This is a genomic window from Streptococcus lishijunsis (assembly GCF_047290665.1).
Classification (GTDB): Bacteria; Bacillota; Bacilli; order Lactobacillales; family Streptococcaceae; genus Streptococcus.
Genome location: NZ_JBLBUC010000001.1, coordinates 82,796 through 109,126, shown reverse-complemented (window position 1 = coordinate 109,126; position 26,331 = coordinate 82,796). Strand labels below are relative to the sequence as shown.

Annotated in this window: 25 protein-coding genes and 2 pseudogenes; 4 read left to right on the top strand and 23 right to left on the bottom strand. The window is 41.1% G+C overall.

Features of this window, described 5'->3' with window-relative positions; translation table 11 throughout:
• Positions 1-15: 15 nt before the first annotated feature.
• The 23 genes and pseudogenes from glpO to ACLN19_RS00470 all read right to left on the bottom strand — a co-directional run bounded on the left by glpO (position 16) and on the right by ACLN19_RS00470 (position 21,851).
• Positions 16-1,842, bottom strand: coding sequence for a type 1 glycerol-3-phosphate oxidase (glpO, locus tag ACLN19_RS00580; protein ID WP_413381923.1), 1,827 nt, complete (start codon positions 1,840-1,842; stop codon positions 16-18).
• 13 nt (positions 1,843-1,855) lie between these two features.
• Positions 1,856-3,370, bottom strand: coding sequence for a glycerol kinase GlpK (glpK, locus tag ACLN19_RS00575; protein WP_413381920.1), 1,515 nt, complete (start codon positions 3,368-3,370; stop codon positions 1,856-1,858).
• 114 nt (positions 3,371-3,484) lie between these two features.
• Entirely contained in the window at positions 3,485-4,960 is a 1,476-nt protein-coding gene (locus tag ACLN19_RS00570) for an AcpB/EbpR/MafR family transcriptional regulator (RefSeq protein ID WP_413381917.1), read from the bottom strand.
• Positions 4,950-6,287 (bottom strand): FAD-dependent oxidoreductase, encoded by a 1,338-nt coding sequence (locus ACLN19_RS00565; protein WP_413381914.1) that lies wholly within the window; start codon positions 6,285-6,287, stop codon positions 4,950-4,952. The genes ACLN19_RS00570 and ACLN19_RS00565 overlap by 11 nt, the downstream gene beginning before the upstream one ends.
• A 95-nt stretch (positions 6,288-6,382) precedes the next feature.
• Positions 6,383-6,478 (bottom strand): annotated as a pseudogene (locus ACLN19_RS00560) (16S rRNA (cytidine(1402)-2'-O)-methyltransferase); the annotation flags it as partial.
• Positions 6,452-7,159 (bottom strand): annotated as a pseudogene (gene rsmI, locus ACLN19_RS00555) (16S rRNA (cytidine(1402)-2'-O)-methyltransferase); the annotation flags it as partial. The pseudogenes rsmI and ACLN19_RS00560, both read right to left, overlap by 27 nt.
• An 87-nt stretch (positions 7,160-7,246) precedes the next feature.
• Complete coding sequence (gene yabA, locus ACLN19_RS00550; RefSeq protein ID WP_413381911.1) at positions 7,247-7,567, bottom strand: DNA replication initiation control protein YabA; 321 nt, start codon at positions 7,565-7,567, stop codon at positions 7,247-7,249.
• Positions 7,560-8,360 carry a regulatory iron-sulfur-containing complex subunit RicT gene (gene ricT / locus ACLN19_RS00545; protein WP_413381908.1) on the bottom strand — a complete coding sequence of 267 codons (801 nt, stop codon included), beginning with the start codon at positions 8,358-8,360 and terminating at the stop codon, positions 7,560-7,562. Before ricT ends, yabA begins: the two co-directional genes overlap by 8 nt.
• Positions 8,357-9,238, bottom strand: a complete 882-nt coding sequence (locus ACLN19_RS00540; RefSeq protein ID WP_413381905.1) for a DNA polymerase III subunit delta' — start codon at positions 9,236-9,238, stop codon at positions 8,357-8,359. The genes ricT and ACLN19_RS00540 overlap by 4 nt, the downstream gene beginning before the upstream one ends.
• Positions 9,235-9,879: a dTMP kinase gene (gene tmk, locus ACLN19_RS00535; protein WP_413381902.1), complete on the bottom strand. Its 645-nt coding sequence runs from the start codon at positions 9,877-9,879 to the stop codon at positions 9,235-9,237. Before tmk ends, ACLN19_RS00540 begins: the two co-directional genes overlap by 4 nt.
• 100 nt (positions 9,880-9,979) lie before the next feature.
• Positions 9,980-10,636 carry a CBS domain-containing protein gene (locus ACLN19_RS00530; RefSeq protein WP_413381899.1) on the bottom strand — a complete coding sequence of 219 codons (657 nt, stop codon included), beginning with the start codon at positions 10,634-10,636 and terminating at the stop codon, positions 9,980-9,982.
• 142 nt (positions 10,637-10,778) lie between these two features.
• Positions 10,779-11,492, bottom strand: coding sequence for an ABC transporter ATP-binding protein (locus tag ACLN19_RS00525; protein WP_413381895.1), 714 nt, complete (start codon positions 11,490-11,492; stop codon positions 10,779-10,781).
• The gene (locus ACLN19_RS00520) at positions 11,492-12,256 is read right to left on the bottom strand and encodes an ABC transporter ATP-binding protein (RefSeq protein WP_413381892.1); all 765 of its coding nucleotides are present in this window, start codon (positions 12,254-12,256) and stop codon (positions 11,492-11,494) included. Before ACLN19_RS00520 ends, ACLN19_RS00525 begins: the two co-directional genes overlap by 1 nt.
• Complete coding sequence (locus ACLN19_RS00515) at positions 12,256-13,212, bottom strand: branched-chain amino acid ABC transporter permease (RefSeq protein WP_413381888.1); 957 nt, start codon at positions 13,210-13,212, stop codon at positions 12,256-12,258. The genes ACLN19_RS00520 and ACLN19_RS00515 overlap by 1 nt, the downstream gene beginning before the upstream one ends.
• 3 nt (positions 13,213-13,215) lie before the next feature.
• Positions 13,216-14,085 carry a branched-chain amino acid ABC transporter permease gene (locus tag ACLN19_RS00510; protein ID WP_413381885.1) on the bottom strand — a complete coding sequence of 290 codons (870 nt, stop codon included), beginning with the start codon at positions 14,083-14,085 and terminating at the stop codon, positions 13,216-13,218.
• Between the two features lie 108 nt (positions 14,086-14,193).
• Positions 14,194-15,363, bottom strand: coding sequence for an ABC transporter substrate-binding protein (locus tag ACLN19_RS00505; protein ID WP_413381882.1), 1,170 nt, complete (start codon positions 15,361-15,363; stop codon positions 14,194-14,196).
• 124 nt (positions 15,364-15,487) lie between these two features.
• The gene (locus ACLN19_RS00500; protein ID WP_413381879.1) at positions 15,488-15,793 is read right to left on the bottom strand and encodes a DUF2129 domain-containing protein; all 306 of its coding nucleotides are present in this window, start codon (positions 15,791-15,793) and stop codon (positions 15,488-15,490) included.
• Entirely contained in the window at positions 15,783-16,235 is a 453-nt protein-coding gene (locus ACLN19_RS00495) for a YlbF/YmcA family competence regulator (protein ID WP_413381876.1), read from the bottom strand. The genes ACLN19_RS00500 and ACLN19_RS00495 overlap by 11 nt, the downstream gene beginning before the upstream one ends.
• Positions 16,236-16,310: 75 nt before the next feature.
• Positions 16,311-16,901 carry an ATP-dependent Clp protease proteolytic subunit gene (locus ACLN19_RS00490; protein WP_413381873.1) on the bottom strand — a complete coding sequence of 197 codons (591 nt, stop codon included), beginning with the start codon at positions 16,899-16,901 and terminating at the stop codon, positions 16,311-16,313.
• 191 nt (positions 16,902-17,092) lie between these two features.
• Entirely contained in the window at positions 17,093-17,722 is a 630-nt protein-coding gene (gene upp, locus ACLN19_RS00485; protein WP_413381870.1) for a uracil phosphoribosyltransferase, read from the bottom strand.
• A gap of 94 nt (positions 17,723-17,816) precedes the next feature.
• A complete protein-coding gene (locus tag ACLN19_RS00480; protein ID WP_413381868.1) occupies positions 17,817-18,974 on the bottom strand; it encodes a MalY/PatB family protein in 1,158 nt (385 codons plus the stop codon).
• Positions 18,971-20,077, bottom strand: a complete 1,107-nt coding sequence (locus tag ACLN19_RS00475; protein ID WP_413381865.1) for a cystathionine gamma-synthase — start codon at positions 20,075-20,077, stop codon at positions 18,971-18,973. The genes ACLN19_RS00480 and ACLN19_RS00475 overlap by 4 nt, the downstream gene beginning before the upstream one ends.
• A 142-nt stretch (positions 20,078-20,219) precedes the next feature.
• The gene (locus tag ACLN19_RS00470; RefSeq protein ID WP_413381862.1) at positions 20,220-21,851 is read right to left on the bottom strand and encodes a putative polysaccharide biosynthesis protein; all 1,632 of its coding nucleotides are present in this window, start codon (positions 21,849-21,851) and stop codon (positions 20,220-20,222) included.
• Positions 21,852-21,944: 93 nt separating this feature from the next.
• On the opposite strand from ACLN19_RS00470, the gene ACLN19_RS00465 reads away from it, so the two are divergent.
• The 4 genes from ACLN19_RS00465 to ACLN19_RS00450 all read left to right on the top strand — a co-directional run bounded on the left by ACLN19_RS00465 (position 21,945) and on the right by ACLN19_RS00450 (position 26,330).
• A complete protein-coding gene (locus ACLN19_RS00465; RefSeq protein WP_413381859.1) occupies positions 21,945-23,393 on the top strand; it encodes a UDP-N-acetylmuramoyl-L-alanyl-D-glutamate--L-lysine ligase in 1,449 nt (482 codons plus the stop codon).
• 162 nt (positions 23,394-23,555) lie between these two features.
• Positions 23,556-24,338, top strand: coding sequence for an ABC transporter ATP-binding protein (locus ACLN19_RS00460; RefSeq protein WP_413381856.1), 783 nt, complete (start codon positions 23,556-23,558; stop codon positions 24,336-24,338).
• 17 nt (positions 24,339-24,355) lie between these two features.
• On the top strand, positions 24,356-25,297 hold the full coding sequence (locus tag ACLN19_RS00455; RefSeq protein WP_413381853.1) for an ABC transporter substrate-binding protein: 942 nt from the start codon (positions 24,356-24,358) through the stop codon (positions 25,295-25,297).
• A gap of 13 nt (positions 25,298-25,310) precedes the next feature.
• Complete coding sequence (locus ACLN19_RS00450; RefSeq protein ID WP_413381850.1) at positions 25,311-26,330, top strand: FecCD family ABC transporter permease; 1,020 nt, start codon at positions 25,311-25,313, stop codon at positions 26,328-26,330.
• Position 26,331: the final 1 nt, after the last annotated feature.

Below are 26,331 nucleotides of genomic sequence, written 5' to 3'. Positions count from 1 at the left end.
AATATCTCCTTTTGATTAGTTTTTCAAATACGCCAAATCATTTTGAACAAGTGTATCAGCCAATAGTTGTGCTTGATAAGCGATGTCCTCAGCTGACCAATTGTAATAATGCGCCATCTCTGCCATGATGTCTTCAGAAACACTATCTAGCTGTTCTCTCATAAAGAGCATATAGTTGGTACGACGTAGCAGATAGTCAACAACACTCAAGGCCATCTCCTCACGCATAGCATAGTGGAGAGAGAGTAAATCACGCTGATTGAGTTGGCTAACAGGCTCTATTTGATGATTGAGGGCATAGACTTTTGGGGCATTAGAGCCGTATAGATTAGCTAGATAAAGGGCATCATCATGAGAAAGTCCTTTTTGGACACCTAATTGCGCTAGGTGCTCCAACTCTTCGTCCACATTAGAAGGGTTGAGCTCTCCGCCTGATACAGGATAAGTCTTTGAGTTGACTAGCTTGAAAGTCCTGGCATGCTCTTCTTTTAAGATAGCTGCAATCATCTCAAGAGCCCCTTCTGCCATCTTGCGAAAATCTGTAATCTTGCCACCAGCAAGCGTCAAGAGACCATTGTCATCACGCTCTAAGCTAGAGCCACGAGAAACAGCTGATGGGTCGAGAGTCTTTTCAGAAACACTGCCTTCTAGGTGTGTCAAATCATGCTCAACATCGTCACGTGATTTTTCATGATTGAGATAAGCCTTCACAGTATCAATCAGCTGATTAAAGCTATCATCACTGAGTTTGCCGTTGTTACCGCCATTATAATCAGATGCGCCATTTCCAGAGAGCAGTGGACGAAGCCCTGCCCAACCACTCTCAATATCATCAATCGTCAAGTGCGCTTCTGGGAAGCGATTATTGACAATATCAAGCAGGTAATCAACATCTTCTTGAGTCACTTGTGGGTGAGCTAGATCACCTGTATAATCCGTATCTGTCGTTCCAAAGTAAGTCTTGTTTTCACGTGGTAAGACAAAGACCATCCGCCCATCAGCACGACCTGTATCAAAATAAGTCGGTTGTGGTACGGATAGACGTGAGCTATCTACCACCAGATGGACACCTTTGGTTGGACGCATTTGAAGAACACCACTACCTTCGCCACCGAGATTGCGCACCTCATCGCTCCAAGGACCTGTCGTATTGATGACAAGACGAGCTCGGATTTCAAAGGTCTCATCCGTCAGAAGATCACGCGCCAAGATACCGATAACTTTTCCTGAGTCATCTTTTAAGAACCGCTCAGCTTTAACACGACTAGCAATCAAAGCACCATCTGTAGCTGCGCGCTTGATATTTTCAATAACCAATCTAGCATCGTTATTTCTAAAATCAAGGTAAACACCACCACCAAGCAATCCTTCTGCTTTCAAATGAGGCTCACGCGCCAAGACCTCTTCTTTAGTCAAGACTTTATTAGCCATATCAGTGTTATTGACACCTGCTAAGAGGTCATATAAATCCATGGCTACTTTAAGTCTAAAGAGACTAAAAGTAGAGCCTTCTTCATCATAGACAGGAAGAAGCATTGGGTCAGGCTTTGGGATGTGAGGGGCAATTTGTTGAACCACTGCACGCTCTGAAACAGTATCAGAGACGACTTCAACATCAAATTGTTTTAAATAACGAAGCCCACCATGAACTAGCTTAGTTGAGCGACTGCTAGTGCCTTCTGCGAAGTCCTGCATCTCAATCAAGCCTGTCTCCATACCACTAGCAGCAGCTTGAAGAGCTACACCTGCACCAGTGATACCTCCTCCGATAATCAAGAGATCGAGCTGTCTGTCTGCCATTTTATCAATAGCCAAACGTCTTGTTTCTTGTGAAAATGCCATAATTCATTCCTCTCTAGTCTTCTTTATCTAATTCTGCAAAGAGCTGTGTCGCAGCTACCGCTTTTTTCCAGCCTTTATAGAGCTGCTCTTTTCGAGCGTTATTCATCGCTGGCTGGAAGGATTGTCCGACAGCATTAAGGCTCTTTAGCTCATCCATATCTTTCCAAAAACCAACAGCTAAGCCTGCTAAGAAGGCTGCACCAAGAGCGGTCGTCTCTAGATTTTTAGCGCGTGCAATCTCAATACCCAAGATATCCGCTTGGAACTGCATCAATAGACTATTCATCGCTGCACCACCATCGACTTTAAGCATCGAGATATCCATACCTGAGTCAAGCTGCATAGTATCAATAACATCACGCACTTGATAAGCAATAGACTGGAGTGTCGCCTTAACAAAATCTTCTTTGGTTGTTCCACGCGTTAGGCCAAAAACAGACCCACGAGCATCCGAATTCCAATACGGCGCTCCTAAGCCTGTAAAGGCAGGTACAACATAGACTTCGTCATTATTTTGCGATTGACGCGCTAGCTCTTCTGATTCTGGTGATTCTTTGACCATACGCATGCCATCACGTAGCCATTGAACCGCGCTTCCTGCGATAAAGATAGAGCCCTCAAGAGCATAATAAACCTTACCGTTGATACCGTAGCCAATCGTTGTCAGCAGACTGTTTTGGGACAATTGCATCTCCTCACCAGTATTCATGACAATAAATGAGCCTGTGCCGTAAGTATTTTTAACCATACCAGGTTCAAAAGCCAACTGACCAAATAAGGCTGCTTGCTGGTCACCTGCCATCCCTGAAATCGGCACTTCTGCCCCGTAAAAATGAAATGGTGCCGTATGACCATAAATCTCAGAGTTAGACTTGACTTCTGGAAGCATAGCCTTAGGGATATTCAAAAGACTTAAAATCTCATCATCCCACTTGAGTTCTTTGATATTATACAGCATCGTACGTGCCGCATTAGAGTAGTCGGTCACATGACACTTACCATCGGTCAACTTCCACACCAACCAGGTATCAATCGTCCCAAAAAGCAATTCCCCACGCTCAGCACGCTCTTGACTACCTGGGATTTGGTCTAAAATCCAACGCACCTTAGTCGCTGAAAAATAAGCGTCAATCACAAGTCCTGTCTTTTGGTGAATCATCTCGGAATGCCCATCTACCTTGAGCTGATCGGCAATAGGAGCTGTCTGTCTCGACTGCCAGACAATCGCATTGTAGATAGGACGCCCTGTCTCTTTTTCCCAGACCACTGTCGTCTCACGTTGATTGGTAATACCGATACCTTCGATTTGCGTAGGGTTGATACCACTTTCGATAAAAGCACCTGCAATAACAGACTGTACTGAATTCCAAATCTGATTGGCATTATGCTCCACCCAGCCTGGTTTTGGAAAAATTTGTGGAAATTCTTTTTGGTAGCTTCCTATCTTCTCGCCTTGTTTATTAAAAATAATGGCACGAGAACTGGTTGTCCCTTGGTCAATAGCCATGATATATTTTTCTTGCGACATACAATATCCTCCTTTTTAAAAACGCTTTCACTTTTAACTATTTCCATTGTATCGTAATTTCTCAGAACTATCCTATCAAAAAAATAAAACGTTTACAAAAAAATGATAGATCTATTAACGTTCAAAATCACGCTGTGGCTTAAGGCTTAAAGAAAGCGGGGAGCTTGCTGTCTTGTCTTTTCTCACACGCTCAATCCATGCTTTCAAAAAGGCAATATCTTGCTCATACAAGTCACCATGTAGCATATAACTGTGCTCGTCCTTTTGATAAATGCCATCTGAAATCACTAGGTCATAGTCTTTATTATCGATTTGCCAGTCAATCAAAACCGTATAATGATTGGCCAAATGAGCACGTAAGCGCTCTAGTAATAAGCGTGCCACAATTTTGGGCTGACAAGAGACAAAAGCAATCTCCACTCTTTGTGGTCTCAGTTGGTGGACATAATCATATAAGAGCTGGATTTTAGACATCATATAAGTCGTATCAAAGCTTACTAGACTGACATAAGTCTGATAGATACCAATCACACCCTCGCTCAAATGAGCCGCACAGCCATCATAAGGAGAGGCTAACAGCTCCTCATCTAGTGCATAAACCACCTGCCCTTTAAAAAAATAAATATGATTTAGCAATTGATTCAGATAATAAAGCCCATCCTCCTGCAATGTAAAACCAGCTCCTACATCCTTCCGTAAGGTCTGAAATGCCCAACTCGCCGCTTCCATAAGGGGTCCAGAAAATCCCATCAACTGCTCTAGATGATGAGGTGGCAACATAAAATCACTCACCAAAAAAGCAAACATCGCTAAGCTATCACCTTCTCTAAGACGTAGTGATTGCTGCTGAGAAAACGTCACTAAAAGTCCCCTTAGCTTTTGATAGAGACGATGCTGACTATAAAAGGACATCTTACGCTCCAAAGCACTAAAGTCAACCTCAACAGCACGCCATCTCTTTTGAGAAATACCTAACCACAAGACCAACTGAGTAAGCTGATAAGAACTCAAGCTAGTCTCGTAGAATCGCTCAAAAATAGGTAAGAGCAAAAAGCAAGACTTAAAGGGTTGCTCCCCTTTTAAATCGTCTAACTCTTTTAACTGACCAAACAAACAATAATAAAAATAACGAATTTGTAGCTCGTCCCCTCGCAATTGCCCTTGACGGATACTAATCTCAAAATCAGACAAGAGACGATTTAGCTGAGCTAGATGACGGTTAAGAGTAGCTTCGCTAACAAAAAAAGATTGAGATAATTGTTGAATACTAAAACGCCCCTCTTCAAACAAGGTCACTAAAATCTGATATTTAATACTAGATTGGCAAAAATAAGCCAACAGTGCCTTTTCAGACAGCTGCATCTCCCTATCATAACGAACCTCATCCTCACTAAGCTCTAAGGATATGCCCAGTTGGTAAGCCTCGATATCTTCTCTAAACGAGCTTAAATAACGGACTAGCGTTGCTTTTGATACCTTTAGGCCTTGACTGAGCGTTTTTAGTGATACAGGATTTTTAGACTGTCGTAAGTACAGCAAAGCTAGCGCTAACAGGCGCTCTTTTTTAGCAAATAAATCCTCAATACGCATCAGACACCTCCCTACGGTTAGCGTATTGCCAGCAAGCTCTGCTCAACAATGGCTCTAGTGGGGTCTGCCGTGGCGCTGAATGAAAAGACTGATTGAGACAATCATAGGCTGTCATCTCCTTAGCAATCGCTAAAGCAATTGCATCCATATGATTATCATGTAGCACTTGTGATACCAACTGTGCTCCCAAAAGGCGATGTGTCTTTTTTTCAATAATCAACTTAAAATGAAGCTGTTCCTTACGCCATTGGTCAAACTGCTCCTCAATCACAACTGTTTCAACATCTGTCCACAGACTTGCTTGTAGCTGGGTTAAGCCCACACTAATCAAATGATAGCCAAACACATGACTAGAGACAATACGCTCGACCTCCTTTAGAGGAAAACGTTTTTGTACTATATTGTGAGCTGCTAAGCGTCCTGTCAGCAGCGCGTGATTGATGAGAGGGAGATAGCTACGTCCAAAAAAAGCAAACGGCATCTGGACCACATCTCCAATCGCAAACACATCTTGGCAACTCGTCTCTAGGTAATTATCCACCCATAGCGTCCCATCAGCATTCAAGTCTAAAAGCCCATAAAACACCTCTGTATGTGGCCTAAAATTAGTAGCTAACAAGAGATAATCCGCTTTATAAGTGGCAGACATGGTCTCAACACAGATACCACCATCTTTTGTTACGATCATCTGCTCTGCGATAGCTCCAAAATGCAGACGAACACCTTTTTCTTCCAACAACTGTTCAATAGGTAGTAGCATTTCTTTGTCAAAATACTTAGATAAAAGCCCATCTTGAGCTTCAATCAACTCAATTCTTATGCCTAGAGTCGTCAATGCTTCTAAGCTTTCTAACCCAATATGCCCACCTCCAACGACTAAGACAGACTGTGCTTGTTGCAATTTAGCATAACTCTCTTTAGCCTCAGATACGGTCTTACTAGCCAAAAAATGCTCTTTTAGCTGACTATCTTCTTGGTGCCAACTTTGCTTAGCCCCCATAGCTAAGATAAGCTTATCATATGATATGAAACCCTCATGGTTTTCCTGTTTATACTTGATTTTTTTCTTATCGGGATAAAGGGCTACAAGCTCACTGCCCAGTTGCCAAGTAACCGCATTGATCGCTAAAAGCTCTCTATAAAGAGCAATCCTAGCCTCCTCAAAATCCTCAATCACACCTAATAATTTCCAATTAAGACTATTTGGAAAATAAGCCACTTCTCTAGCCTTATCAAGCACTAAAATCTCAGCGTTAGGATAGCTTCTACTTGCTTCCAAAGCAGCACTCAAACCTGCAAACGAAGCTCCAATAATAACAATTTTCATAAGCTTCCTCCTCACTTTATTATAGCACCCTGACAGTTATTTTTCTAAGAAAAGGACTATACTTATAATACAAAAAAACTGCTCAAAAGCAGTTTTTACAAGTTATGATAGCGTTGATAGAGCTCTTGGCGACTCATGCCTAATTCTTTAGCGGCCGCTTTAATCGCCTGATTGGGTTTGTGACCTGCTTTTAGATAGTGCTCAATCAAAAGCATAGGGTCTTCTGATTTTGTGTCACTCATCTGACTAGCATCATAGCCTGCCACAACTAAAAGGCACTCTCCTTTTAGAGGGTGAGTTGTCACATAATCAATCAACTCACTGATGCTGGCACGCTGGTATTCTTCATAAAGCTTCGTCAGCTCACGCACCAAGACAATCTGGCGTTCCCCATAAACAGCTCTAATCTGCTCTAGTGTCTCTACAACACGATAAGGCGATTCATAAAAAATCTGGGTTTCAGGATAGTGTTTTTTACTCTCTAAAAAAGTTGACTTAGCGCCTTTTTTGCGTGGCAAAAAGCCATAAAAGATATGCGGTTGTGGCATTAAACCACTAGCAATCAACCCTGTAATACCTGCACTAGCTCCTGGCAATGAGATAACTGGGATTCCTTCTTTAATCGCGGCTTTAACCAAATCATGCCCAGGGTCAGAAATAGAGGGCATTCCTGCATCTGACACCTGCGCCAAAGATTGCCCTTTTTGAAGAAGAGAAAGCAAAAAAGGGATTTTTTCTCTCGCATTATGCTCATGAAAGCTGACTTGCTTGGTGCTAATATCAAAATGTTTGAGTAAAAGCCCTGTATTACGTGTGTCTTCGGCACAGATAAGATCAACTGTCTTCAAGATCGTGATAGCCCGAAAAGTCATATCCTCCAAATTACCAATAGGAGTAGGCACTAAATACAATTTACCTTGCTTTGTCTGGTCTTTAAAACTTCTTTGAACCTGCATTGTCTAGCCTCTATCTAATAGTTCTTGGCAAAACATACACTCTTCTTCATTTTCACGTCGCTGTCCATAAAAGGAATTGCAAATATGAAAGCCATCTTCATAGATACCTTCTAAATGTGCTTTTCCTTGTGTGGATTGTTTTGCTTGCTTTTCATGCTCTAGCTGCCCTAAGCGCTCACGCAGTTTGATATTTTCTAAGTGTAGTTGTGTGTTTTGTTCCATCAAGGTTTCAAATTGTTTTTTCATTTTATCTGCTTCTGCTAAGGTAACTATCAAATTTTGTGTCAAGTCATCAAAAGCATCAAATAATTCTTTCTTATCCATTTTCGACTACCTCCTCTAAAGCGTATATCACAGGGCTTATATGACCATCTAGGCGAGCCTTTATGGTCTTTGTAAAGACATCTATGGAGATAACCTCACATAAGCCATCCTCGGTATTGATATATGAGCCAACATCTGGAAAAGCTTCCTTTGCTTCCTGATAAAAAGTATCTTCATAGCTCAAGCAGCACATCAAACGACCACATAAGCCATTTGATTTTCCGGAGTTGAGCGACAGACCCTGATTTTTGACCATTTTGATAGAGACAGGCGGAAATTCGCCTAGAAAGCTAGAGCAACACAGTGCCCTGCCACAAGGGCCTAAGCCACCATACACCTTGTACTCTTCACGATGGTTAAGCTGACGTAGCTCAATACGCATCCGAAAATGTCCAGCTAAATCACGTAAAAGCGCTCGAAAATCCACTCGCCCTTCTGCTGTAAACGTAATCAACACATGGCTACGTTCAAGTGGAAAGACAATTCTCAAAACCTTCATCTCAAGACCATTTTTAGCCACTAGACTAGAGACTACAGGCATAGAAGCCTTTGCAAAAGCCTTATTTTTAGCGTAGCGCTCCTTATCTTTTGGGGTTGCTAGCCGTACAAACTGCACAGCTCCTTTTAAATCAAGAGTCGTATCGACTTTTTTAGCAGGCGTCACTACCCTGGCTAGATAGCTACCTTTGCCTTCCTTGACAACAACCAACTCATCCACTAGCAAATCCTCCTTAGCTAGCAGATAAGCTACTTGTCCAGTTTCTTCGTATTTTATACCAATCACTTGTGTCATGATAATACCATATACTCCAATGCATTTTGAAAATGAACATGTCGCTGCCACATCTCTTTTGAGACCGCCACTTTAGCTAATAAATCACGTGCCTTAGGATTTGTCATCTCTTGTGACAACAATAATGTCAAAAACCCAAAACTTTTTTCTTCCTCTTTTTTATCACTTGCTAGGCTCACTAAGCGTGCTACTTGCAAATAAGCTAATCCTTTATCGTTAAACAAATAAGTCACTAAATCTTGACACGCTTGAATGAGAGAAAAGGTTAGTCTATCTTGGCACAGGCTAAGAAGCTCACTTGGGCTATCTGCTAAGTTTGCCACAAGAGTCGCCTGACTCTTGAGAAGCCCCTCTTTTTCAGCAAGTTCGATCAAATAAGCCGTGTTTTTAGGGAAATGAAAGATCTGCGTTCGACTTTTTATCGTCGTCAATACTTTACTCTCATCACTTGTCAACAATAGGATATACGCTTCTATCTGAGGCTCTTCAATAGCTTTTAATAAGCTGTTAGCCGCGTTTGGATGCATTTTCTCACAATCTTTGATGATAAAGACTTGCCTTGCCCCCTCAAATCCTGATCTATAAAAATCTCCCAGCAACTGACGAATGGTCTCGGTTTTTATGGTTTGCCCTGTCGGCTCTACCACTTTCACATCTGTAAACTCACCTTGACTAATCAAGCGACAAGACCTGCATTCACCACAAGGGAGATTATCCTGTAATTGCTGACAAAACCTGCTCTGTGCCAAATAAATAGCCATCTCAAAGCTTCCAAAACCACCTGAAAACAAATAAGCATGGCTCAACTTACCTTCTTGTAAAATACGCTTAAAAGACGCCAATAAAGCTGGTTGTAATTGAGATAGCGTCCTTGTCATGCGTTTCTCTTTTCCATGAATGACATGATAGCATAAAAGGCTTGGTCTATCACCTCATGAAGTGGTTTACGAGCATCAATGATAACCATACGACTACTCTCTTTGTCTGCCAAGTCCAGATAGCCCTGACGAACCTTTTGATGCAACTCAAGAGCCTCTAAATCAAGACGATTCACCTCACGATCAGCATTTTTAGCAATACGTGCCAAGCCAACCTCTGATGGTACATCAAAATAAAGGGTCAAATCAGGTTTGATGCCATCTGTGGCATAGTGATTTAGCCAATCAATCGCCTCTATATCCAATCCTCGTCCAAAACCTTGGTAAGCCACAGAGCTATCAATAAAGCGATCCATCATCACCAAATGCCCTTCTTTTAGTGCAGGAGCTACTTTTTCCACCCAATGTTGGCGCCTAGCGGCAATATACAACAGTAACTCTGTCTTACTATCCATCTCAGTATGCCTAACATCTAAGATAAGCTCACGAATATGCTCTGAAATAGACACCCCCCCAGGCTCTCTAGTCACTAGAATCTCCTGCTCTAGCTGATCTTTTAGCAGAGGGAGGATGGCATTTAGCACAGTTGTCTTGCCTGCACCATCTGGTCCTTCAAATGATAATAAAATGCCCTCTGTCATAGTTTTTAGCTTCTCCTTTTTAGATTTCTTCTATTATACCAAATTTTTGGCAAATTTCTTGAGAAAAAAAGATATCGCTTAATCAAAGCGACACCTTTTCTTATAACATTTTAGCCTCAGTATGCTCAATCGCTTCAATAGTGACAGCAACATCCTTAAAGATAGCCTTGATAGCCTCATCTGTCAAAATACCATCTAGCTGAATTTCAATTGTTGTCTTATCCGTTTGATGGTTAGCAACCACAGTACGCTTGATATTGACAGAAGCATCCGCAATCGCATCAACAATCTTCGCCAATGTCCCTGCACTATCCTCACCAAGAAAAATCACGCGTGTCCCTGCTTCACCATATCCCGAAACTTCTAAAAATGCTTTAAAAATATCTTTATCTGTGATGATACCATACACTTGATTATTATCCACAACTGGTAGCACACCGACCTTATTTTTCATCATGGTGTAAATAGCATCTTCTAGGCTAGCATAGCGAGAGATGCTATAGACATCTTTAATCATAATGTCACGAATTTTAGTTTTATTGAGCAAATAATTCATCTCATAAATGGATAGACTCGTTGCCTTAGAAGGCGTTGCTTCTGCCATGACACCTTCTGTGACAAGTCCTACCAGCCTATCATTTTCAATAACTGGTAAGCGACGCAAACCTTGCTCGCGCATCAAATCTGCTGCGTGAGCAACTGTGGTATCAGGTGAGATGAAAATTACTTTTTTGGTCATATAATCTTTTACTGCCATTTGACTCTCCTTTTTCTATTCGTAATCATTGTCTGTCATATTTATTATAGCATTTTAAAACCGTTTTCACATCTTCTAAGAGCTACTAAAGAACACTGGCTCTTTCTTAGTAAAAAACAGAAGCTGATACTTCTGTTAGATACTAACCACCAAGATAAGCTTTACGGACATCATCTGAAGCAAGTAGGTCTTTTCCTGTGCCTGAGAGGACAATCTTACCTGTTTCTAGGACATAACCTCGATCCGCAATCGCTAAAGCTTTGTTAGCATTTTGCTCAACGAGTAATACAGTTGTCCCTTGCTTTTGAATATCTTGAATGATATCAAAGATTTCTTGGATAAAGATAGGTGCAAGTCCCATAGATGGCTCGTCTAAGAGCAAGAGCTTAGGGCGACTCATGAGCGCACGTCCCATAGCCAACATCTGCTGCTCACCACCTGATAACGTCGCAGCATCCTGATTTTTTCGCTCTTCAAGACGTGGGAAACGATCAAAAATCATTTTCAGATTTTTTTGATTTTGCTCACGATCGTTGTGTAAGAAAGCTCCCATCTCTAAGTTTTCCATAACGGTCAAACCAGCAAAGACATGACGACCTTCTGGTACTTGAGATAGACCACTAGAGACAATTTTGCGAGCAGGCGCCTTATGAATCTCCTCACCCAAAAAGGTGATAGAGCCCTGACTTGGTCGTACCAGACCAGAAATGGTTCTTAAAATAGAGGTTTTTCCAGCACCATTGGCACCAATCAAGGTCACAACTTCACCTTCGTTCACCTCAAAAGAGATGTCCTTGACGGCTTGGATAACACCGTAATGAATGGATAAATCCTTAACACTTAGCATTGCAGTCATTAGGCTTCACCTCCTAGATACGCTTCAATAACACGCTTGTTTGTCTTAATCTCATCAGGAGTCCCGTGGGCAATCACACGACCATACTCTAGGACGTAAATGCGCTCCGTTACTTCCATCACCAAGCTCATATCATGCTCAATCAACATGATTGTAATATCAAAATTTTCCTTAATCTGACGAATCAACTGGGTCAACTCTGCCGTTTCTTGCGGATTCATCCCCGCAGCAGGCTCATCTAAAAAGAGAATTTTAGGCTCTGTGGCAAGAGCTCTGACAATTTCTAAGCGACGTTGTTGCCCATAAGGTAAGTTCTTAGCTAGTGTCTCAGCAGAATCAGCTAAATCAAAGATAGCTAACAGGTCTAGTGCCTTTTGTCTCAAAGCTTCCTCGCTCTTATAATAAGCTGGAAGTCTTAACAGACTAGACAGAACGTTTGGTTTTTGTGTATTTGCCATACCGACTAAAACATTATCCATCACAGTCATGTCTTTAAAGAGACGGATATTTTGAAAAGTGCGAGACAAACCAAGTGATGCGATATGATATGGTTTTTTACCATTCAAGAGTGTCCCATCAAGCGTAACAGTCCCCTCGCTTGGCTCATAGACTCCTGTTAATAAGTTAAAGAGCGTTGTCTTACCCGCACCGTTTGGTCCGATAAGTCCGATGAGCTCACCCTTATTTAATTCTAAACTCACATCCCCAACAGCCGTCAAGCCACCAAAATGCTTCGTTAAATCTTTTACCTCAAGAAGTGCCATTAGTTCTTGCCCTCCTTATCTTTTTTTGAAAAGAATGTTGAAAATCGTAATTCACGTGTCCCAAGAAGACCTCCAGGACGAAAGACCATGACAAGAATCAAGGCTAGTGAGTAGATCACCATACGTAATTCTGAGAAGTTTTGCAGATACATATTCAAAACACCTAATACCACCGCAGCGACAATGGTTCCTGTCATCGAACCAAGTCCCCCTAAAACAGCGATAATCAAGTAATCAATAGACTTCATAATAGTGAAATCTTTTGGCACGACCGTTCCAATGTAACCCACATAAAGCGATCCTGCAATACTAGCTGTCATGGCTGCAAAAGCAAAGGTCACCACCTTAATTCTAGTCGTGTTGACTCCCATTGATTCTGCTGCAATCTCATCTTCACGCACCGAAATAACTTTACGTCCAGTAGCGCTTCTCAAAAAATTCATCATTAAAATAGCAATGATAACTACAAAAGCATACACAACTGGCCATGAGGTATATTGCAAAATATCTGTCAAACCTGCTGCACCATTAGTAAAGTCACCACCATTGACAATCGCAATACGAATAATCTCAGCAACACCAAGCGTTGCAATAGCTAAGTAATCACCCTTTAGACGCAATGTCGGAAAACCTACGATAACAGCAATCAAACCTGCTAGCAACATACCAACTAGCATAGACACATAAAAGCTAGCATAAGTATCGTTGTAGCCTGTCATGATAGCTGTCGCATACGCTCCAATAGCCATAAATCCTGCTTGACCAAGGGGAAACTGCCCAGAAAAACCAAGCACTAAATTAGTTCCCATAGCCATAATGATGGAAATACCAATGCCCATCAAAATTTGAATATAATAAGCTCCTAAAATCCCTGTCCCTGTTAAAAATGCAAGGATAAGATAACCTACTACGATCAATGCAGCCCAAGCCATAATTGATTTTAGATTTTGTTTCATATTCTACACCTTCTCCTTTACATTTTTTCCAAGGATACCAGCTGGGCGAATCAACAGAATCAGAATCAAGACGGCATACACAACGATATCACGATAACTTGAATAGCCAATTGAGATCGCAAATGTCTCCAAAAGACCGATAAGCACACCACCCAAAGCAGCACCAGGAATAATCCCAATACCACCAAGAACCGCCGCTACAAAGGCTTTGATACCTGGTGTCATCCCCATAAGTGGATCAATAGAGTTGTAGTACAAGCCAATCAAGACACCAGCCGCACCTGCAAGTGCTGATCCCAAAGCAAATGTGAAGCTGATGGCGTTGTTGACATTGATCCCCATCAGTTGTGCCGCATCACTATCGACTGAAACCGCACGCATGGCTTTCCCTATTTTTGTCTGTTTGACGATATATTGAAGCGCAATCATCAAGACAATAGAGACACATAAAATAATCAATTGCACATTTGTAATGGTAATCGGACCAAAATTGTATTTGACCGTCTCAATTGCTTGTGGAAAGGCACGTTTGTCTGCACCCACAAAGTACACCATGATGTACTCAAGGAAAAAAGACACACCAATGGCTGTAATCAAGGCTGCAATACGTGTCGAATGACGTAGCGGACGATAAGCCAAAAACTCAATGACAACGCCTAAAAACGCCGTAATCAACATAGTCAAAATCAGTGCCACAAAGAAATTTAGCTGGAACGTATTGATGAGGTAATACCCCACAAAAGCTCCCATCATATAAATATCACCATGCGCAAAGTTAATCAGCTTGATGATACCATAAACCATCGTATATCCTAAGGCAAGCAGTGCATACACGCTCCCTAGGATAAGCCCATTGACGAGCTGTTGTAACATGTTGTTCACCCAACTTTCTATCATAATAACAAAGGGAGTAGGAGAACCTAATATTGAGGTGGCTCTCCACTCCCATCTAATGACTGACCTAACGTCAGATTATCTCTATTAGTCTGGATTAACAATGACAGAAGATGACTCTTGTCCGTCTGTCAAGCCAATAACAGGCACAGACTTAACAGGATTATGCTTAGTATTCATTGTCATTTTTCCTGTCACACCATCAAAGTCCTTTAATGTGGCTAAGGCCTTAGCCACATCTTTAGAATCATCAGCACCCTTAGCAGCATCAGCAATCATATAAACTGAGTCATAACCAAGCGCAGCAAACATAGATGCTTCCTCACCGTATTTGTCAGCATAAGCTTTAGCAAAAGCCTCTGCTTTTGGAGAACTTTTCGCTGAAAATCCTGAGATGTAATACACATTTGTAGCATTTTTAGAGCCAGCCAACTCAATCAACTTAGCGTCAGCAAAGCCATCAGAACCAGCAATCGTTTGAGCAATACCTAACTCACGTGCTTGCTTGATGATAGTACCTGTTTCATTGTAATAACCAGGCATAATAATCGCATCAAAATCTAGCTTACTGATGTTGGTCAAGGCTGATTGGAAGTCAGTATCTCCTGACTGGAAGGTCTGCTCACTGACAATATTACCTTGATAATGCTTCTTAAACTCCTTAGCGATACCTTTTCCGTAGTCACTAGAGTTATCGTAGTAGAGGACTACTTTTTGGGCATTGAGGTCATCTGTTGCAAATTTAGCCAATACTTGACCTTGATAACTATCGATAAAGGTCGTTCTAAAGACATATTCTTTAGTCTCTCCTTTTTTAGTAACGGTAAGACTATCCATTGTCCCTGACGGGGTCACCATAGGCACACCATAAAGCTGAGAACTTGGTGATGATGACGCAACCGCACCTGAGGTTGCTGGTCCTACAATAGCATTGACTTTTTCTTGAGTCGTCAAGCTAGTCGCTACTGTTGCAGATTCACTGTTATCAGATTTATTATCTTTTGAGATAACTTCGATTTTTTTACCATCAATGCCACCAGCCTTGTTGATTTCTTCAACTGCCATCATGGCACCTTTTTTCTCAGCCGAACCATAGGCTGAAACACTTCCTGTAAGCTCAAAGTTCATCCCTAATTTAAAGGTATCTCCAATCTTAGTGCCTTCTGCTGACGAGCTGACACTTGGAGGAGAACTACAAGCTGCTAAAAGGACAGTGGAGATAAAGGCAACTGCTATAAAAGCCAATTTTTTCTTCATCTTTTATTCTCCTTAATAGAATCTTAAAAATAAATACAAATACAAGGATACAGAATTATCAGAAAATTGTCAAGAACTTTATTTCACAAATAATCAGACTAGATTATTTAGAGCCTTTATATGGCTATTCTAATAAGGTTATATCTTTTTTGGGATAAATGGTTAATTTATCATCTTGAGCAATATCCGCTAGATTACCGACAAAATGAACGTCAACTTCATCTTGGTGTGAACGCCTTACAGATTTAACATATTTTAATTTTTTTAATTCTGCTATAATATCATTTTCTAAAAGTGCATCTATATATAAACTCACATAGCGCATGCGTCTTGAGTGGTAATTGATATCTCCATATTTTTGAAGTTTTCGCACATCTCTATTGTAGTAGAGATAGACGATAAGATGCGTCCGCTTAGGATTATTCAGCATGAGAACTCCTTTCTCTGATAGGATTTTCATTAGGTTTATGGTGGCGCTTGTGAGGTGCCAAAGGAAGCCCTGTATCGACAAAAATATCGCTGGAAACCGCTTCTGATAATTGCCGACTAATCTTAGCTAGACTCTCTTGTAAGCGGGTCTCTGATTGGCGCAAGGCTACTAGCTTAGGATGGAGATCTAGCTGACGTTTTAAGCGATAGAGCTCTTTTTTCTGTTCTTTGATTTCAGAGCGAAAAGCGCTATAGGCTGCCTCTTTTTCATAACTAGAGCGCTTTTCTTCAAATATCGCCATCTTTTGGGCTAAGTCTCTATCTTTAAGGACAGCCTCTTTAGCTAAACGGTAGCACTTAGCCTCTTCTTGAATCACAAAGGCTTCTACTAACTCTTCAATCGCATCATCTATAGCAAGTAACTCTTCATCAATACGTAACATACCTTCATTATACTATAAGTTGATAGACAAAAAAAGCACCAATCACCTTCCAGTGATCAGTGCTTAGCTCACGCTTTATTGCAATTCATTATTTTCCATAATTTCGTCAATAAAACCATACTCTAGGGTTTCTTTAGCAGACATCCAATTGTCACGTTCAGCATCAATATGGACTTTTTCAAGAGGCTGACCAGAATTCTTGGCTAAGATTTGCTCTAAGTTTTGACGTGTTTTCAGCAAATGTTCAGCCGCGATAGCCATATCCGTCTGCTGAGTGCCACCGCCAGTACCACCCATTGGCTGATGAATCATATACTCAGCATTTGGTAGCATAAAGCGTTTGCCACGTGCACCGCTTGAGGCAATAACAGTCCCCATAGAAGCTGCCATCCCCATGACAATCGTTTGCACATCAGATTTGATGAAGTTCATCGTATCCACAATCGCAAGACCTGCTGACACAGAGCCACCTGGCGTATTAACATACAAGTAGATATCTTTGGTGCTATCTTGTGCATCCAAAAATAACAACTGAGCAATGATAGAGTTGGCCATATTGTCCTCAACAGGACCTGTCAACATGATAATACGGTCTTTCAATAAACGTGAATAGATATCATAAGAACGTTCACCACGACTAGTTTGTTCGATAACTACTGGAATCATAACGAGTTATTCTCCATTTCTTTGATAATTGATATTATTATAGCTTTTTGGTCAAAAAAGGTCAAATAAAAACTATTGTTTTTAGCAAAGGTTTAGCAGGAGTGCTAATTAGACAGGCTCCATATAGAAAAACGACCCTCAAACTCCAAGGGAGCTAACGGTCGTCTCAAGCCTATCTCTTGATAAGTAGCTTATTTAGTACCAAAGAGGCGATCCCCAGCATCACCAAGCCCTGGAACAATATAACCATGCTCACTGAGCTTTTCATCCAGAGCCGCTGTATAGATGTCAATATCAGGATGAGCATCTTGTAGGGCCTTAACCCCTTCTGGTGCTGCTACTAGACAGACAAACTTGATATTGGCTGCTCCACGTTTTTTCAGCGAATCAATAGCCAAAATCGCAGAACCACCTGTCGCTAGCATAGGGTCAACCACAAAAATCTGACGTTGATCGATATCTTCTGGTAGCTTAACAAGATATTCAACAGGCGTCAATGTCTCCTCATCACGATACATCCCAATATGACCAACCTTAGCCGCAGGTACCAAGCTCAACAGCCCATCAACCATACCAATACCTGCACGAAGGATAGGAACAATAGCTAACTTTTTACCAGCTAATTTCTTTTGGACAGTCTTTGTAATGGGAGTCTCTATCTCCACATCTTCAAGAGGCAACTCACGTGAGACCTCATAGCCCATCAACATGGCAATTTCATTGACTAATTCACGAAAATCTTTTGTTGATGTTGATGTTTGACGTAAAATAGACAATTTGTGTTGAATCAATGGATGTGAAATCACTTGAAATTTTCCCATAATAAAACCACCTTTTCTAGTCTGAGACTTTCTCTATTGTGAGCTTATTATACCATAAAAAGTTGATTTTGACGATCTTTTACGTGGGAATGCCTTAACCAAAAACCTGACACAACCGCTTTACAGCTTCTCTAATGATCGCTTTGGGAGCTGCTGCATTTAACCTAAAATGCTTCTCTCCTTCACGTCCAAAAGTAAGACCGTCATTTAACAGCAGCTTAGCTTCATGACGAAGTTTATAGGCTAACTCTTCATGGCTAAGATGGTAAGCCGAAAAATCTAGCCAGATAAGGTAGGTCGCTTCTGGTTTCATCACCTTGATCTGTGTCTCTTTTGCCAAAGTATCTACGACATAGGTAATATTGTCTTCTAACACCTGCTTTAAGGCATTTAGCCAAGACCTTCCTTCTCTATAGGCTGCCTCAGTTGCTACATAGCCAATAGTTGCTATCTCATGTTGGTTATTGACCAGCTGCTGATGCGTAAAAGCTTTTTTTAATGTTTCATTTTCAATAATAGCAAAACTATTTTTTGTCCCTGCGATATTAAATGTCTTTGTCGCACTAGTCAACACTACACTAAAGTCTTTAAAAGCTTCGTCAACCGTGTTTATCGTATGATGCTTATGAGAAAACAAGGTCAAATCTTGATGAATCTCATCCGAAACTAGGATAACACCATATTTCTGACAAAGCTGCCCTATTTTTTCTAACTCTGCCTTGGTCCACACGCGTCCTCCAGGGTTATGAGGATTGCACAAAATATAGAGTTTGACCTGATGGGCTACTATGTCTTTTTCTAGCTGTTCAAAATCCAACTCAAAATGCCCATTTTGCTCAATCAAGGGATGTGATAGCAATTGGCGTTTATTAAGTTTCACACTACGTGCAAATGGAGGATAAACAGGGGTATTGATTAGTACCGTCTCACCTTCTTTAGTAAACGCCTGAATGGCTAAACTAATAGCCGGTACAACTCCTTGCACAAAGACAAGCGCTTCTTTATCAAACACATAATCATGCTCTCTTTTTTCCCATTCTAAAATAGCTTGATAAAGACTTTCTTTAGGTGCGTCATAGCCAAATACTGACGTTTTGGCATACTCCGCTAAAGCCTCACTCATCTCAGGAAAGACTGGAAAGTCCATATCTGCTATCCACATAGCCAGTAGGTCCTTATCCTCTCTTACTTCCTGCCATTTGATAGCATTGGTTGAAAATCGCTCTGGTAATGTTGTAAAATCGTATGTCATAAGCCCTCCTTACCCTCAAGTGCTATGGTTAAATCCTCAATCAAATCCTCAATCGCCTCAATTCCAATGGATAAGCGCAATAAATCATCAGTTAAGCCATACGATGCCCTGACATCTGCTGGAATATCGGCATGAGTCTGCGTAGCAGGATAGGTAATGAGACTCTCGACACCACCTAGACTTTCTGCAAAGGTAAAGACCTCTAAATGATTCAAGACATAAGGAATAATGCTCTTATCCACAACCCTAAAGGAAATCATGCCACCTTTTCCTGTGTAGAGGACATCCTTTATTGCAGGATGCTGCTCTAGAAAAGCTACAATTTGCTGCGCATTTTGAGTTGAGCGCTCCATACGCAATTTTAACGTTTTTAACCCTCGCATCAACAAGTAGGAATCAAAAGGAGATAGAGTCGGTCCTGTGGTGTTTGATAGATAAAACAACTGGTCATAAAGCTCTTGATCATCTGTCACAACAACACCTGCCAGCACGTCATTGTGACCTGAGAGATACTTGGTTGCTGAGTGAATCACTATATCTGCTCCTAAACTGATAGGATTTTGATAGATGGGACTATAAAAGGTATTGTCCACCACTACTTTAGCGCCAACAGCATGTGCTTTTTGGCTAATTAGGGCAATATCAAACTCAATCATCAAAGGGTTAGTTGGCGTTTCGATAAAGACAAGGTCACACTCCTCACAAATCGCCTCAAGTAGCTCGTCTTGGCTATTAGCGTAGATAAAGCTAAAGCGCCCTTCATCTTCCTTTTGCTGAAACCAGCGAAAAGAGCCACCATACAAATCACGCGCTGCTACAACACGACTCCCTACAGGAAAAATCTCCATCGTTAAGACTAAAGCACTCATACCAGAGCTTGTCGCTAAGGCAAAAGAAGCCTTTTCAATCGCTGCTAGTGTCTTTTCTAAAGTCGCTCTGGTAGGATTTTTCGTCCGTGTATAGTCATAGCCTGTAGATTGTCCAAACTCAGGGTGCTGATAAGTTGTTGAAAAATGAAGAGGTGCCGTCAGAGCCCCTGTCTGCTCGTCTGAGCGGATCCCTGCATGCGCTAAAATGGTATCAATACGTTCTTTTCTACTCATTGTTTTTCTCCTTGCCTGTCATTGCCCTCTATTCTACCACGAATCACTTGTCACTAGTAGTCTTTAAGCTATTTTCATTTTACATATTTAGTTATAGTTTTAAACTATATAAAAACACTAAGTCAACACTTAGTGTTTATTACTATAAGCCTATTTTTTGACGCCATGTATTTGCCCTGCTACCGATAATCTTGTCTAACAGCCTAGTAGCTAGTGCTAAAAAGCCATAGACTGCTGCACCAAGACTTCCTATCAATAGCAGATAAATCACACTGGTCAGTCGATTGTCTGCTGGTAAGATAAGACCTAATAAGAAATCACCTACAAAGACCACCAAAGACATAATAGCTGTTAAAATCAAGACTAACAATGTTGAGCGTCTTACAGCCAAGCGGCTAAAGCCTGTGATACGCTGAATTTCAAGATACATCAAAACAATTGGAATCAATAGGGCAATAGACGTTGAAATCAAGGGGCCATAAGCGTGGAAAAGGTAAATCAAAGGCACTTGGATAATCAGCTTAACCAGCATACCATAAGCAAAATAAATCATAGCCTTACGATTTTCAAAAAGCGCCTGCAACATCGGTGCTAATACGGTGTAGAGCGAAAGTAAAATGACTTGTAACATAGACACAATAAACAGCCCTAAAGCTTGCCCTTGTGGTTGACCATAAAAGACTGTATATAAGGGCTTAGCCAAAATGACTGAACCAATAACAGCAGGTAAGATAAAAACTAGTAACATGCGAATATTGTTGATCACTAACCTAGCTGCTGCAAGTCGATCTTGCTTGACAAAGTTCTCTGTCAACAAGGCAATACCAACACCACCAATAGAGCTGGCTACGGCAATCAAAATCATGGTCACCTTACTTGGATTGCTAGAAAAATAGGAAAAGAGAACCTGCAAATCAGTACTCGAATAATCCGTAAATAAAGACATCACATTACCAAAGGTAAATTGGTCAATGATTTTGAAAAACTGAATGGCCGATCCTGTGATGATAAAAGGAATGGCTTCTTTGACAGTCTCAAGGATAAGCGCATTGGTATCAATAACCAAATGACTAGGCTCAACAGGCCCAAAGATCCCTTTTAGAGAACCATCTTTCCACAAGAAATACACCAAGATAGCAATACTAGCAAACATACCGACAAAAGCGGCAAAAGTTGATTGAGTCACAGCACTGACATAATCACCTGAGCCAAACTTCATGATGTAAAAGGCTGTCACAAGCATCCAGATAACACGCACAATCTGCTCTGCTATTTGACTAAGAGCCCCTGGTTTCAAGTCATTGTAACCTTGAAAATACCCTCTTAAAACACTCATCGCGGGAAATAATAGAACCGCTAACGTCAAACTCCGTAAGACCTTGACCAAATCCTCGCCACCATGGCTCAAAGACGCAAAAAGAGGTGCTCCTATATACATGATAGCTGCAAAAATAGCCCCTAAGAGTGCCATGATATGTAAGACTTTACGTACCATATAGATACTCGTTTGCGTTTGCCCTAAGGTATTGTACTTAGAGACCAGTTTGGCCACAGCAACAGGAATCCCTACCGTTGAAATGGAAAGAAAAAGAGCGTAAATTTCATATCCCATGCCAAAGAGAGCATTGGCTTCTGGACCATGATTGCCCATCCAAGCATACCAAGGAATAATATAGAGAGCACCTATTAGACGACTCACAAAATTACCGACAGTTGACCAAGCAGTCCCACGGACCATCGTCTCTTGCTGAGACATTTTTCTAGTTTCTGACATAGTCTTCTTTCTTTTTAGGAGATTTTACTAAAGTTATTATAAACTTTTACACAAGACTTGTAAAACAAGAACATTAAGTCTAAAATAGAAGTTATGATAACCATACAAACTGTTTTAGAAATTTTAAAGGCAGACCATAACTTTAGAGAGATGAGTCTAGCTGGATGCTATCACTACGAAGCTAAATCTGACAAAGTATTTACCAAAGTATCTTATGATAGTCGTGATATTGATAAGGATACTCTCTTTTTTGTCAAGGGGGCTACCTTTAAAAAAGACTATTTGGCTGATGCTATTGCTAATGGACTTGGCTACTATATTGCTGAAAAAGACTATGAGCTAGCGGCTACGGCTATTATTGTTAATGATGTCCGTCGCGCTATGAGCTTGATTGCACAACACTTTTATGGTAACCCTCAAGAACGCCTTAAGATTATCGCGTTTACAGGGACCAAAGGCAAGACAACAGCGGCTTATTTTGCCTACAACATCCTAAAAGAAAATCACAAGCCAGCCATGCTCTCTACAATGAGTACAACCTTAGATGGTAAAACCTTCTTTAAATCTCAATTGACCACCCCAGAAAGTCTTGATTTGTACCGTATGATGGCGCAAGCACTTGACAACAAGATGACCCATCTCATCATGGAAGTCTCTAGTCAAGCTTATCTGATGAATCGTATCTATGGGCTCAGTTTTGATGTAGGGGTCTTTCTTAATATCAGCCCAGACCACATCGGACCCATCGAACACCCGACTTTTGAAGATTATTTTTACCACAAACGCCTACTCATGACCAATAGCAAGGCTGTGGTAGTCAATAGTGATATGGCCCACTTTCAAGTGGTCAAGGAGCAAGTGGCTTCAAAGACACATCTTTTTTATGGGCAAAATAGCCAAAATCGTATTGAAAACTCTGAGGCTTTCTCTTTTGATGTCAAGGGACTGCTAGCTGGACATTATTCTATTAGGCTTATTGGTCACTTTAATCAAGAAAATGCCCTAGCTACTGCTCTTGCTTGCCATCTACTTGGTGTTAGTCAAGAAGATAGTCTAGCAGGTATCCAAAAAACGCAAGTCCCTGGTCGTATGGAAGTCTTGACACAATCTAATGGCGCCAAGGTTTTTGTGGACTATGCTCATAATGGCGATAGCTTAGAGAAGCTTCTCAGTGTTATTGAGCCACATCACAGTGGACAAGTCACCCTTATCTTGGGTGCTCCTGGAAATAAAGGCGAGAGTCGTCGTCGTGATTTTGGTGATGTGATCAATAAACACAAGGACCTCTCTATCATCCTAAGTGCCGATGATCCAAACTTTGAGGATCCTTTAGCTATCTGTCAAGAAATTCAACACTACATCAAGCGACCTGTGGACATTATCGTCGATCGAGATGAGGCCATAAAGACCGCCCTTAGTCGCACACAAAGCAATCAAGATGCTGTCATCATTGCTGGTAAAGGGGCTGATGCTTTTCAAATTGTCAAAGGGGTACGCACCGACTACCCTGGAGATAGGGCTATTGCTGAGCGTTATTTATAAGCTTGTCTTATTTTTAATGACTCCAATTTAAGCAGTTTCTTAAAAAAGGCTTATTAGAGCCTTTTTTCTATGTTATAATAAGCTTATTGTTGTGATATAACTCTACACAACGCTAGACTAGATTAGATTCTTAGGTCATCATAAACTAGAAAGGAGACTCTGATGTCGCGTCTATCCGCTGATCATATCACAGTAGCTTATGACAATAACGTTATCTTAGATGATCTTTCTCTTGAGATACCTGAAGGTCAAATAACGACTATCATAGGGGCTAATGGCTGTGGAAAATCAACACTCTTAAAAGCTCTTACTCGCATTGAAAAAGTATCTAGCGGCGCAGTCTTTATCGACGGGCAAGCTATCGCTAACCTCTCTACCAAAGACGTTGCCAAAAAAATAGCACTTTTGCCGCAGGTTCTAGAAGCCACAGAAGGTATCACCGTCTATGAGCTTGTCTCTTATGGACGCTTTCCTCATCAGCGCTATCTAGGCAGTCTCACCAGTCAAGATAGAGATAAAATCCACTGGGCAATGGAGGTCACCAAAATCACCGACTATGCCAATACAGAAGTCGATAGTCTATCTGGCGGACAAAGACAACGTGTCTGGATTGCTATGGCACTAGCGCAAGATACGGATACTATCTTCTTAGATGAGCCAACAACTTATCTGGATATGAACCACCAACTTGAGATACTCGAATTGCTTGATAAGCTCAATAAAGACGCGCATAAAACCATTATCATGGTTCTTCATGATCTTAATCTCTCAGCACGCTTTTCAGACCATCTCATCGCTATGAAAAGTGGTCATATCAAATACCAAGGTGATGTCAAAGAGATTATGTGCCCTTCTGTTCTTGAGGACATATTTGCTATCAAAGCACAGATCATCAACGACCCTATCAACCATCGTCCCATTTTACTGACTTATCAGTTATTATAGATTTAGGAGATTAACACATGAAAAAACTCATCTCTATCCTTATGACACTAGCTCTTGCCACTATCCTTGTGGCCTGCTCTCAGCAAAGTCAATCACAATCATCTACCACTGAACTCTCTAGCAAGCCTAAAATTGCTGGATTTAGTTATCATGGTGATATCCCTAAAAACCCTAAAAAAGTTGTCAACTTTGCCTACTCTTACACAGGCTATCTCCTCGAACTTGGTGTCAATGTCAACAGTTATTCACTAGATTTGGAAAAAAACAGCCCTGTTTTTGGTGACGACTTGAAAAAAGCTAAGGCTGTCCAATTAACTTCTGATGATACAGAAGCTATTGCTGCCCAAGAGCCTGATTTGATTATTGCCTTTTCAACAGACCAAAATGTCGAATCACTCAAAAAAATCGCACCTACTCTGGTCATCACCTATGGAGAGCGCAATTATTTACAAATGCTTACCGATCTTGGTAAAGTCTTCGGTAAAGAAGATAAGGCTAAAGCATGGTTGAGCCAATGGCAAACATCGGTTGATAACGCTAAGAGCGAGCTAGCTAACTACATTTCACCTGATACAACCTTCACTGTCATGGACTTCTACGATAAGGACCTCTATCTCTATGGTAAAAATTGGGGACGTGGCGGAGAGCTTGTCTATGACGCTCTTGGTTACAAAGCTCCTCAAAAAGTAGAAGAAGATGTTTTCAAACAAGGTTGGCTAGGTATCTCTCAAGAAGTGATTGGCGATTATATCGGTGATTATGCTCTGCTTAATGTCGATAGTAGCACAAGCCAAGCAGCAGCCTCACTCAAAGAAAGTGACGTCTGGAAAAATATCCCTGCCGTTCAAGCTGATCACGTCCTTGATGTGACAGAGGGTGTCTTCTATTTCTCAGATCCTTTATCGCTTGAGCGCCAACTAAAAGAATTTGTCGCAGCTATCAAAAACAGTTCAAACTAAAGGAATGTGACATATGGTGACACCTCATCTTCGTCCCAAAAAGAAGCCTAGTCACCTCTGGCTTCTTTTTTCAATAACGCTACTTCTATTTGTGACAGGTTGGTATTTGAGCTTACGCTTTGGAGCTATTGCTTATCGCCATGATGAGCTTATCCAAGTCTTAACACACCCACTGACTAACTCTAGCCAGCAAGATGTTATTTTTGATTTACGCCTTCCTAGAAGTCTGGCTGCTATTTTAGTCGGAGCTGCAATGTCTTGTGCTGGAGCTATTATTCAAGGTGTGACGCGCAATCCTATTGCAGATCCAGGGTTACTGGGTATCAATGCTGGAGCTGGGCTGGCACTCATTATAGCTTACGCTCTCTTTGGCAGTATTCACTATACTTTAGTATTATGTGTCTGCCTTATCGGCTCACTTGTCGCAACACTTCTAGTCTTTAGCCTTGCTTACCATAAAAAACGTGGTTACAACCAACTACGTCTTATCCTTGCTGGAGCTATGGTATCAACCTTATTTTCAGCTATTGGACAAACACTTGTACTCTATTTTGACTTAACAACAGCCGTCATTGGTTGGCAAGCTGGAGGATTTGTCCAGATCAATTGGAAAATGCTCTTTATTATCGCTCCTTTTATTCTTTTAGGGTTATTGATCAGCCAACTTTTATCGCATCAATTGACGATTCTAAGCCTCAATGAGACCGTCTCAAAAGCACTGGGTCAAAAAACAATGCTAATAACCATGTCCTCTCTGGCTGTCGTTTTACTCTTATCTGGTGCTTCTGTCGCTTTAGTTGGAAGTATTTCCTTTATCGGATTGATTATCCCACATTTTGTGGAAATCTTCGTCGGAAAAAACTATCGACTCCTGCTCCCTTTTAGTGCTTTTGTAGGGGCGACCTTTCTGTTATGGGTTGACTTTATCACACGCATCATCAATCCACCAGCTGAAACACCGATTAGCGCTATTATTAGTATTGTGGGCTTGCCTTGCTTCTTATGGTTAATTAGAAAGGGGAGACGATTTTGAC

Coding starts and splice junctions, on each gene's coding strand:
- glpO (WP_413381923.1), bottom strand. CDS start 1,842: ATGGCATTTTCACAAGAAACAAGACGTTTGGCTATTGATAAAATGGCA.
- glpK (WP_413381920.1), bottom strand. CDS start 3,370: ATGTCGCAAGAAAAATATATCATGGCTATTGACCAAGGGACAACCAGT.
- ACLN19_RS00570 (WP_413381917.1), bottom strand. CDS start 4,960: ATGCGTATTGAGGATTTATTTGCTAAAAAAGAGCGCCTGTTAGCGCTA.
- ACLN19_RS00565 (WP_413381914.1), bottom strand. CDS start 6,287: ATGAAAATTGTTATTATTGGAGCTTCGTTTGCAGGTTTGAGTGCTGCT.
- yabA (WP_413381911.1), bottom strand. CDS start 7,567: ATGGATAAGAAAGAATTATTTGATGCTTTTGATGACTTGACACAAAAT.
- ricT (WP_413381908.1), bottom strand. CDS start 8,360: ATGACACAAGTGATTGGTATAAAATACGAAGAAACTGGACAAGTAGCT.
- ACLN19_RS00540 (WP_413381905.1), bottom strand. CDS start 9,238: ATGACAAGGACGCTATCTCAATTACAACCAGCTTTATTGGCGTCTTTT.
- tmk (WP_413381902.1), bottom strand. CDS start 9,879: ATGACAGAGGGCATTTTATTATCATTTGAAGGACCAGATGGTGCAGGC.
- ACLN19_RS00530 (WP_413381899.1), bottom strand. CDS start 10,636: ATGGCAGTAAAAGATTATATGACCAAAAAAGTAATTTTCATCTCACCT.
- ACLN19_RS00525 (WP_413381895.1), bottom strand. CDS start 11,492: ATGACTGCAATGCTAAGTGTTAAGGATTTATCCATTCATTACGGTGTT.
- ACLN19_RS00520 (WP_413381892.1), bottom strand. CDS start 12,256: ATGGCACTTCTTGAGGTAAAAGATTTAACGAAGCATTTTGGTGGCTTG.
- ACLN19_RS00515 (WP_413381888.1), bottom strand. CDS start 13,212: ATGAAACAAAATCTAAAATCAATTATGGCTTGGGCTGCATTGATCGTA.
- ACLN19_RS00510 (WP_413381885.1), bottom strand. CDS start 14,085: ATGTTACAACAGCTCGTCAATGGGCTTATCCTAGGGAGCGTGTATGCA.
- ACLN19_RS00505 (WP_413381882.1), bottom strand. CDS start 15,363: ATGAAGAAAAAATTGGCTTTTATAGCAGTTGCCTTTATCTCCACTGTC.
- ACLN19_RS00500 (WP_413381879.1), bottom strand. CDS start 15,793: ATGCTGAATAATCCTAAGCGGACGCATCTTATCGTCTATCTCTACTAC.
- ACLN19_RS00495 (WP_413381876.1), bottom strand. CDS start 16,235: ATGTTACGTATTGATGAAGAGTTACTTGCTATAGATGATGCGATTGAA.
- ACLN19_RS00490 (WP_413381873.1), bottom strand. CDS start 16,901: ATGATTCCAGTAGTTATCGAACAAACTAGTCGTGGTGAACGTTCTTAT.
- upp (WP_413381870.1), bottom strand. CDS start 17,722: ATGGGAAAATTTCAAGTGATTTCACATCCATTGATTCAACACAAATTG.
- ACLN19_RS00480 (WP_413381868.1), bottom strand. CDS start 18,974: ATGACATACGATTTTACAACATTACCAGAGCGATTTTCAACCAATGCT.
- ACLN19_RS00475 (WP_413381865.1), bottom strand. CDS start 20,077: ATGAGTAGAAAAGAACGTATTGATACCATTTTAGCGCATGCAGGGATC.
- ACLN19_RS00470 (WP_413381862.1), bottom strand. CDS start 21,851: ATGTCAGAAACTAGAAAAATGTCTCAGCAAGAGACGATGGTCCGTGGG.
- ACLN19_RS00465 (WP_413381859.1), top strand. CDS start 21,945: ATGATAACCATACAAACTGTTTTAGAAATTTTAAAGGCAGACCATAAC.
- ACLN19_RS00460 (WP_413381856.1), top strand. CDS start 23,556: ATGTCGCGTCTATCCGCTGATCATATCACAGTAGCTTATGACAATAAC.
- ACLN19_RS00455 (WP_413381853.1), top strand. CDS start 24,356: ATGAAAAAACTCATCTCTATCCTTATGACACTAGCTCTTGCCACTATC.
- ACLN19_RS00450 (WP_413381850.1), top strand. CDS start 25,311: ATGGTGACACCTCATCTTCGTCCCAAAAAGAAGCCTAGTCACCTCTGG.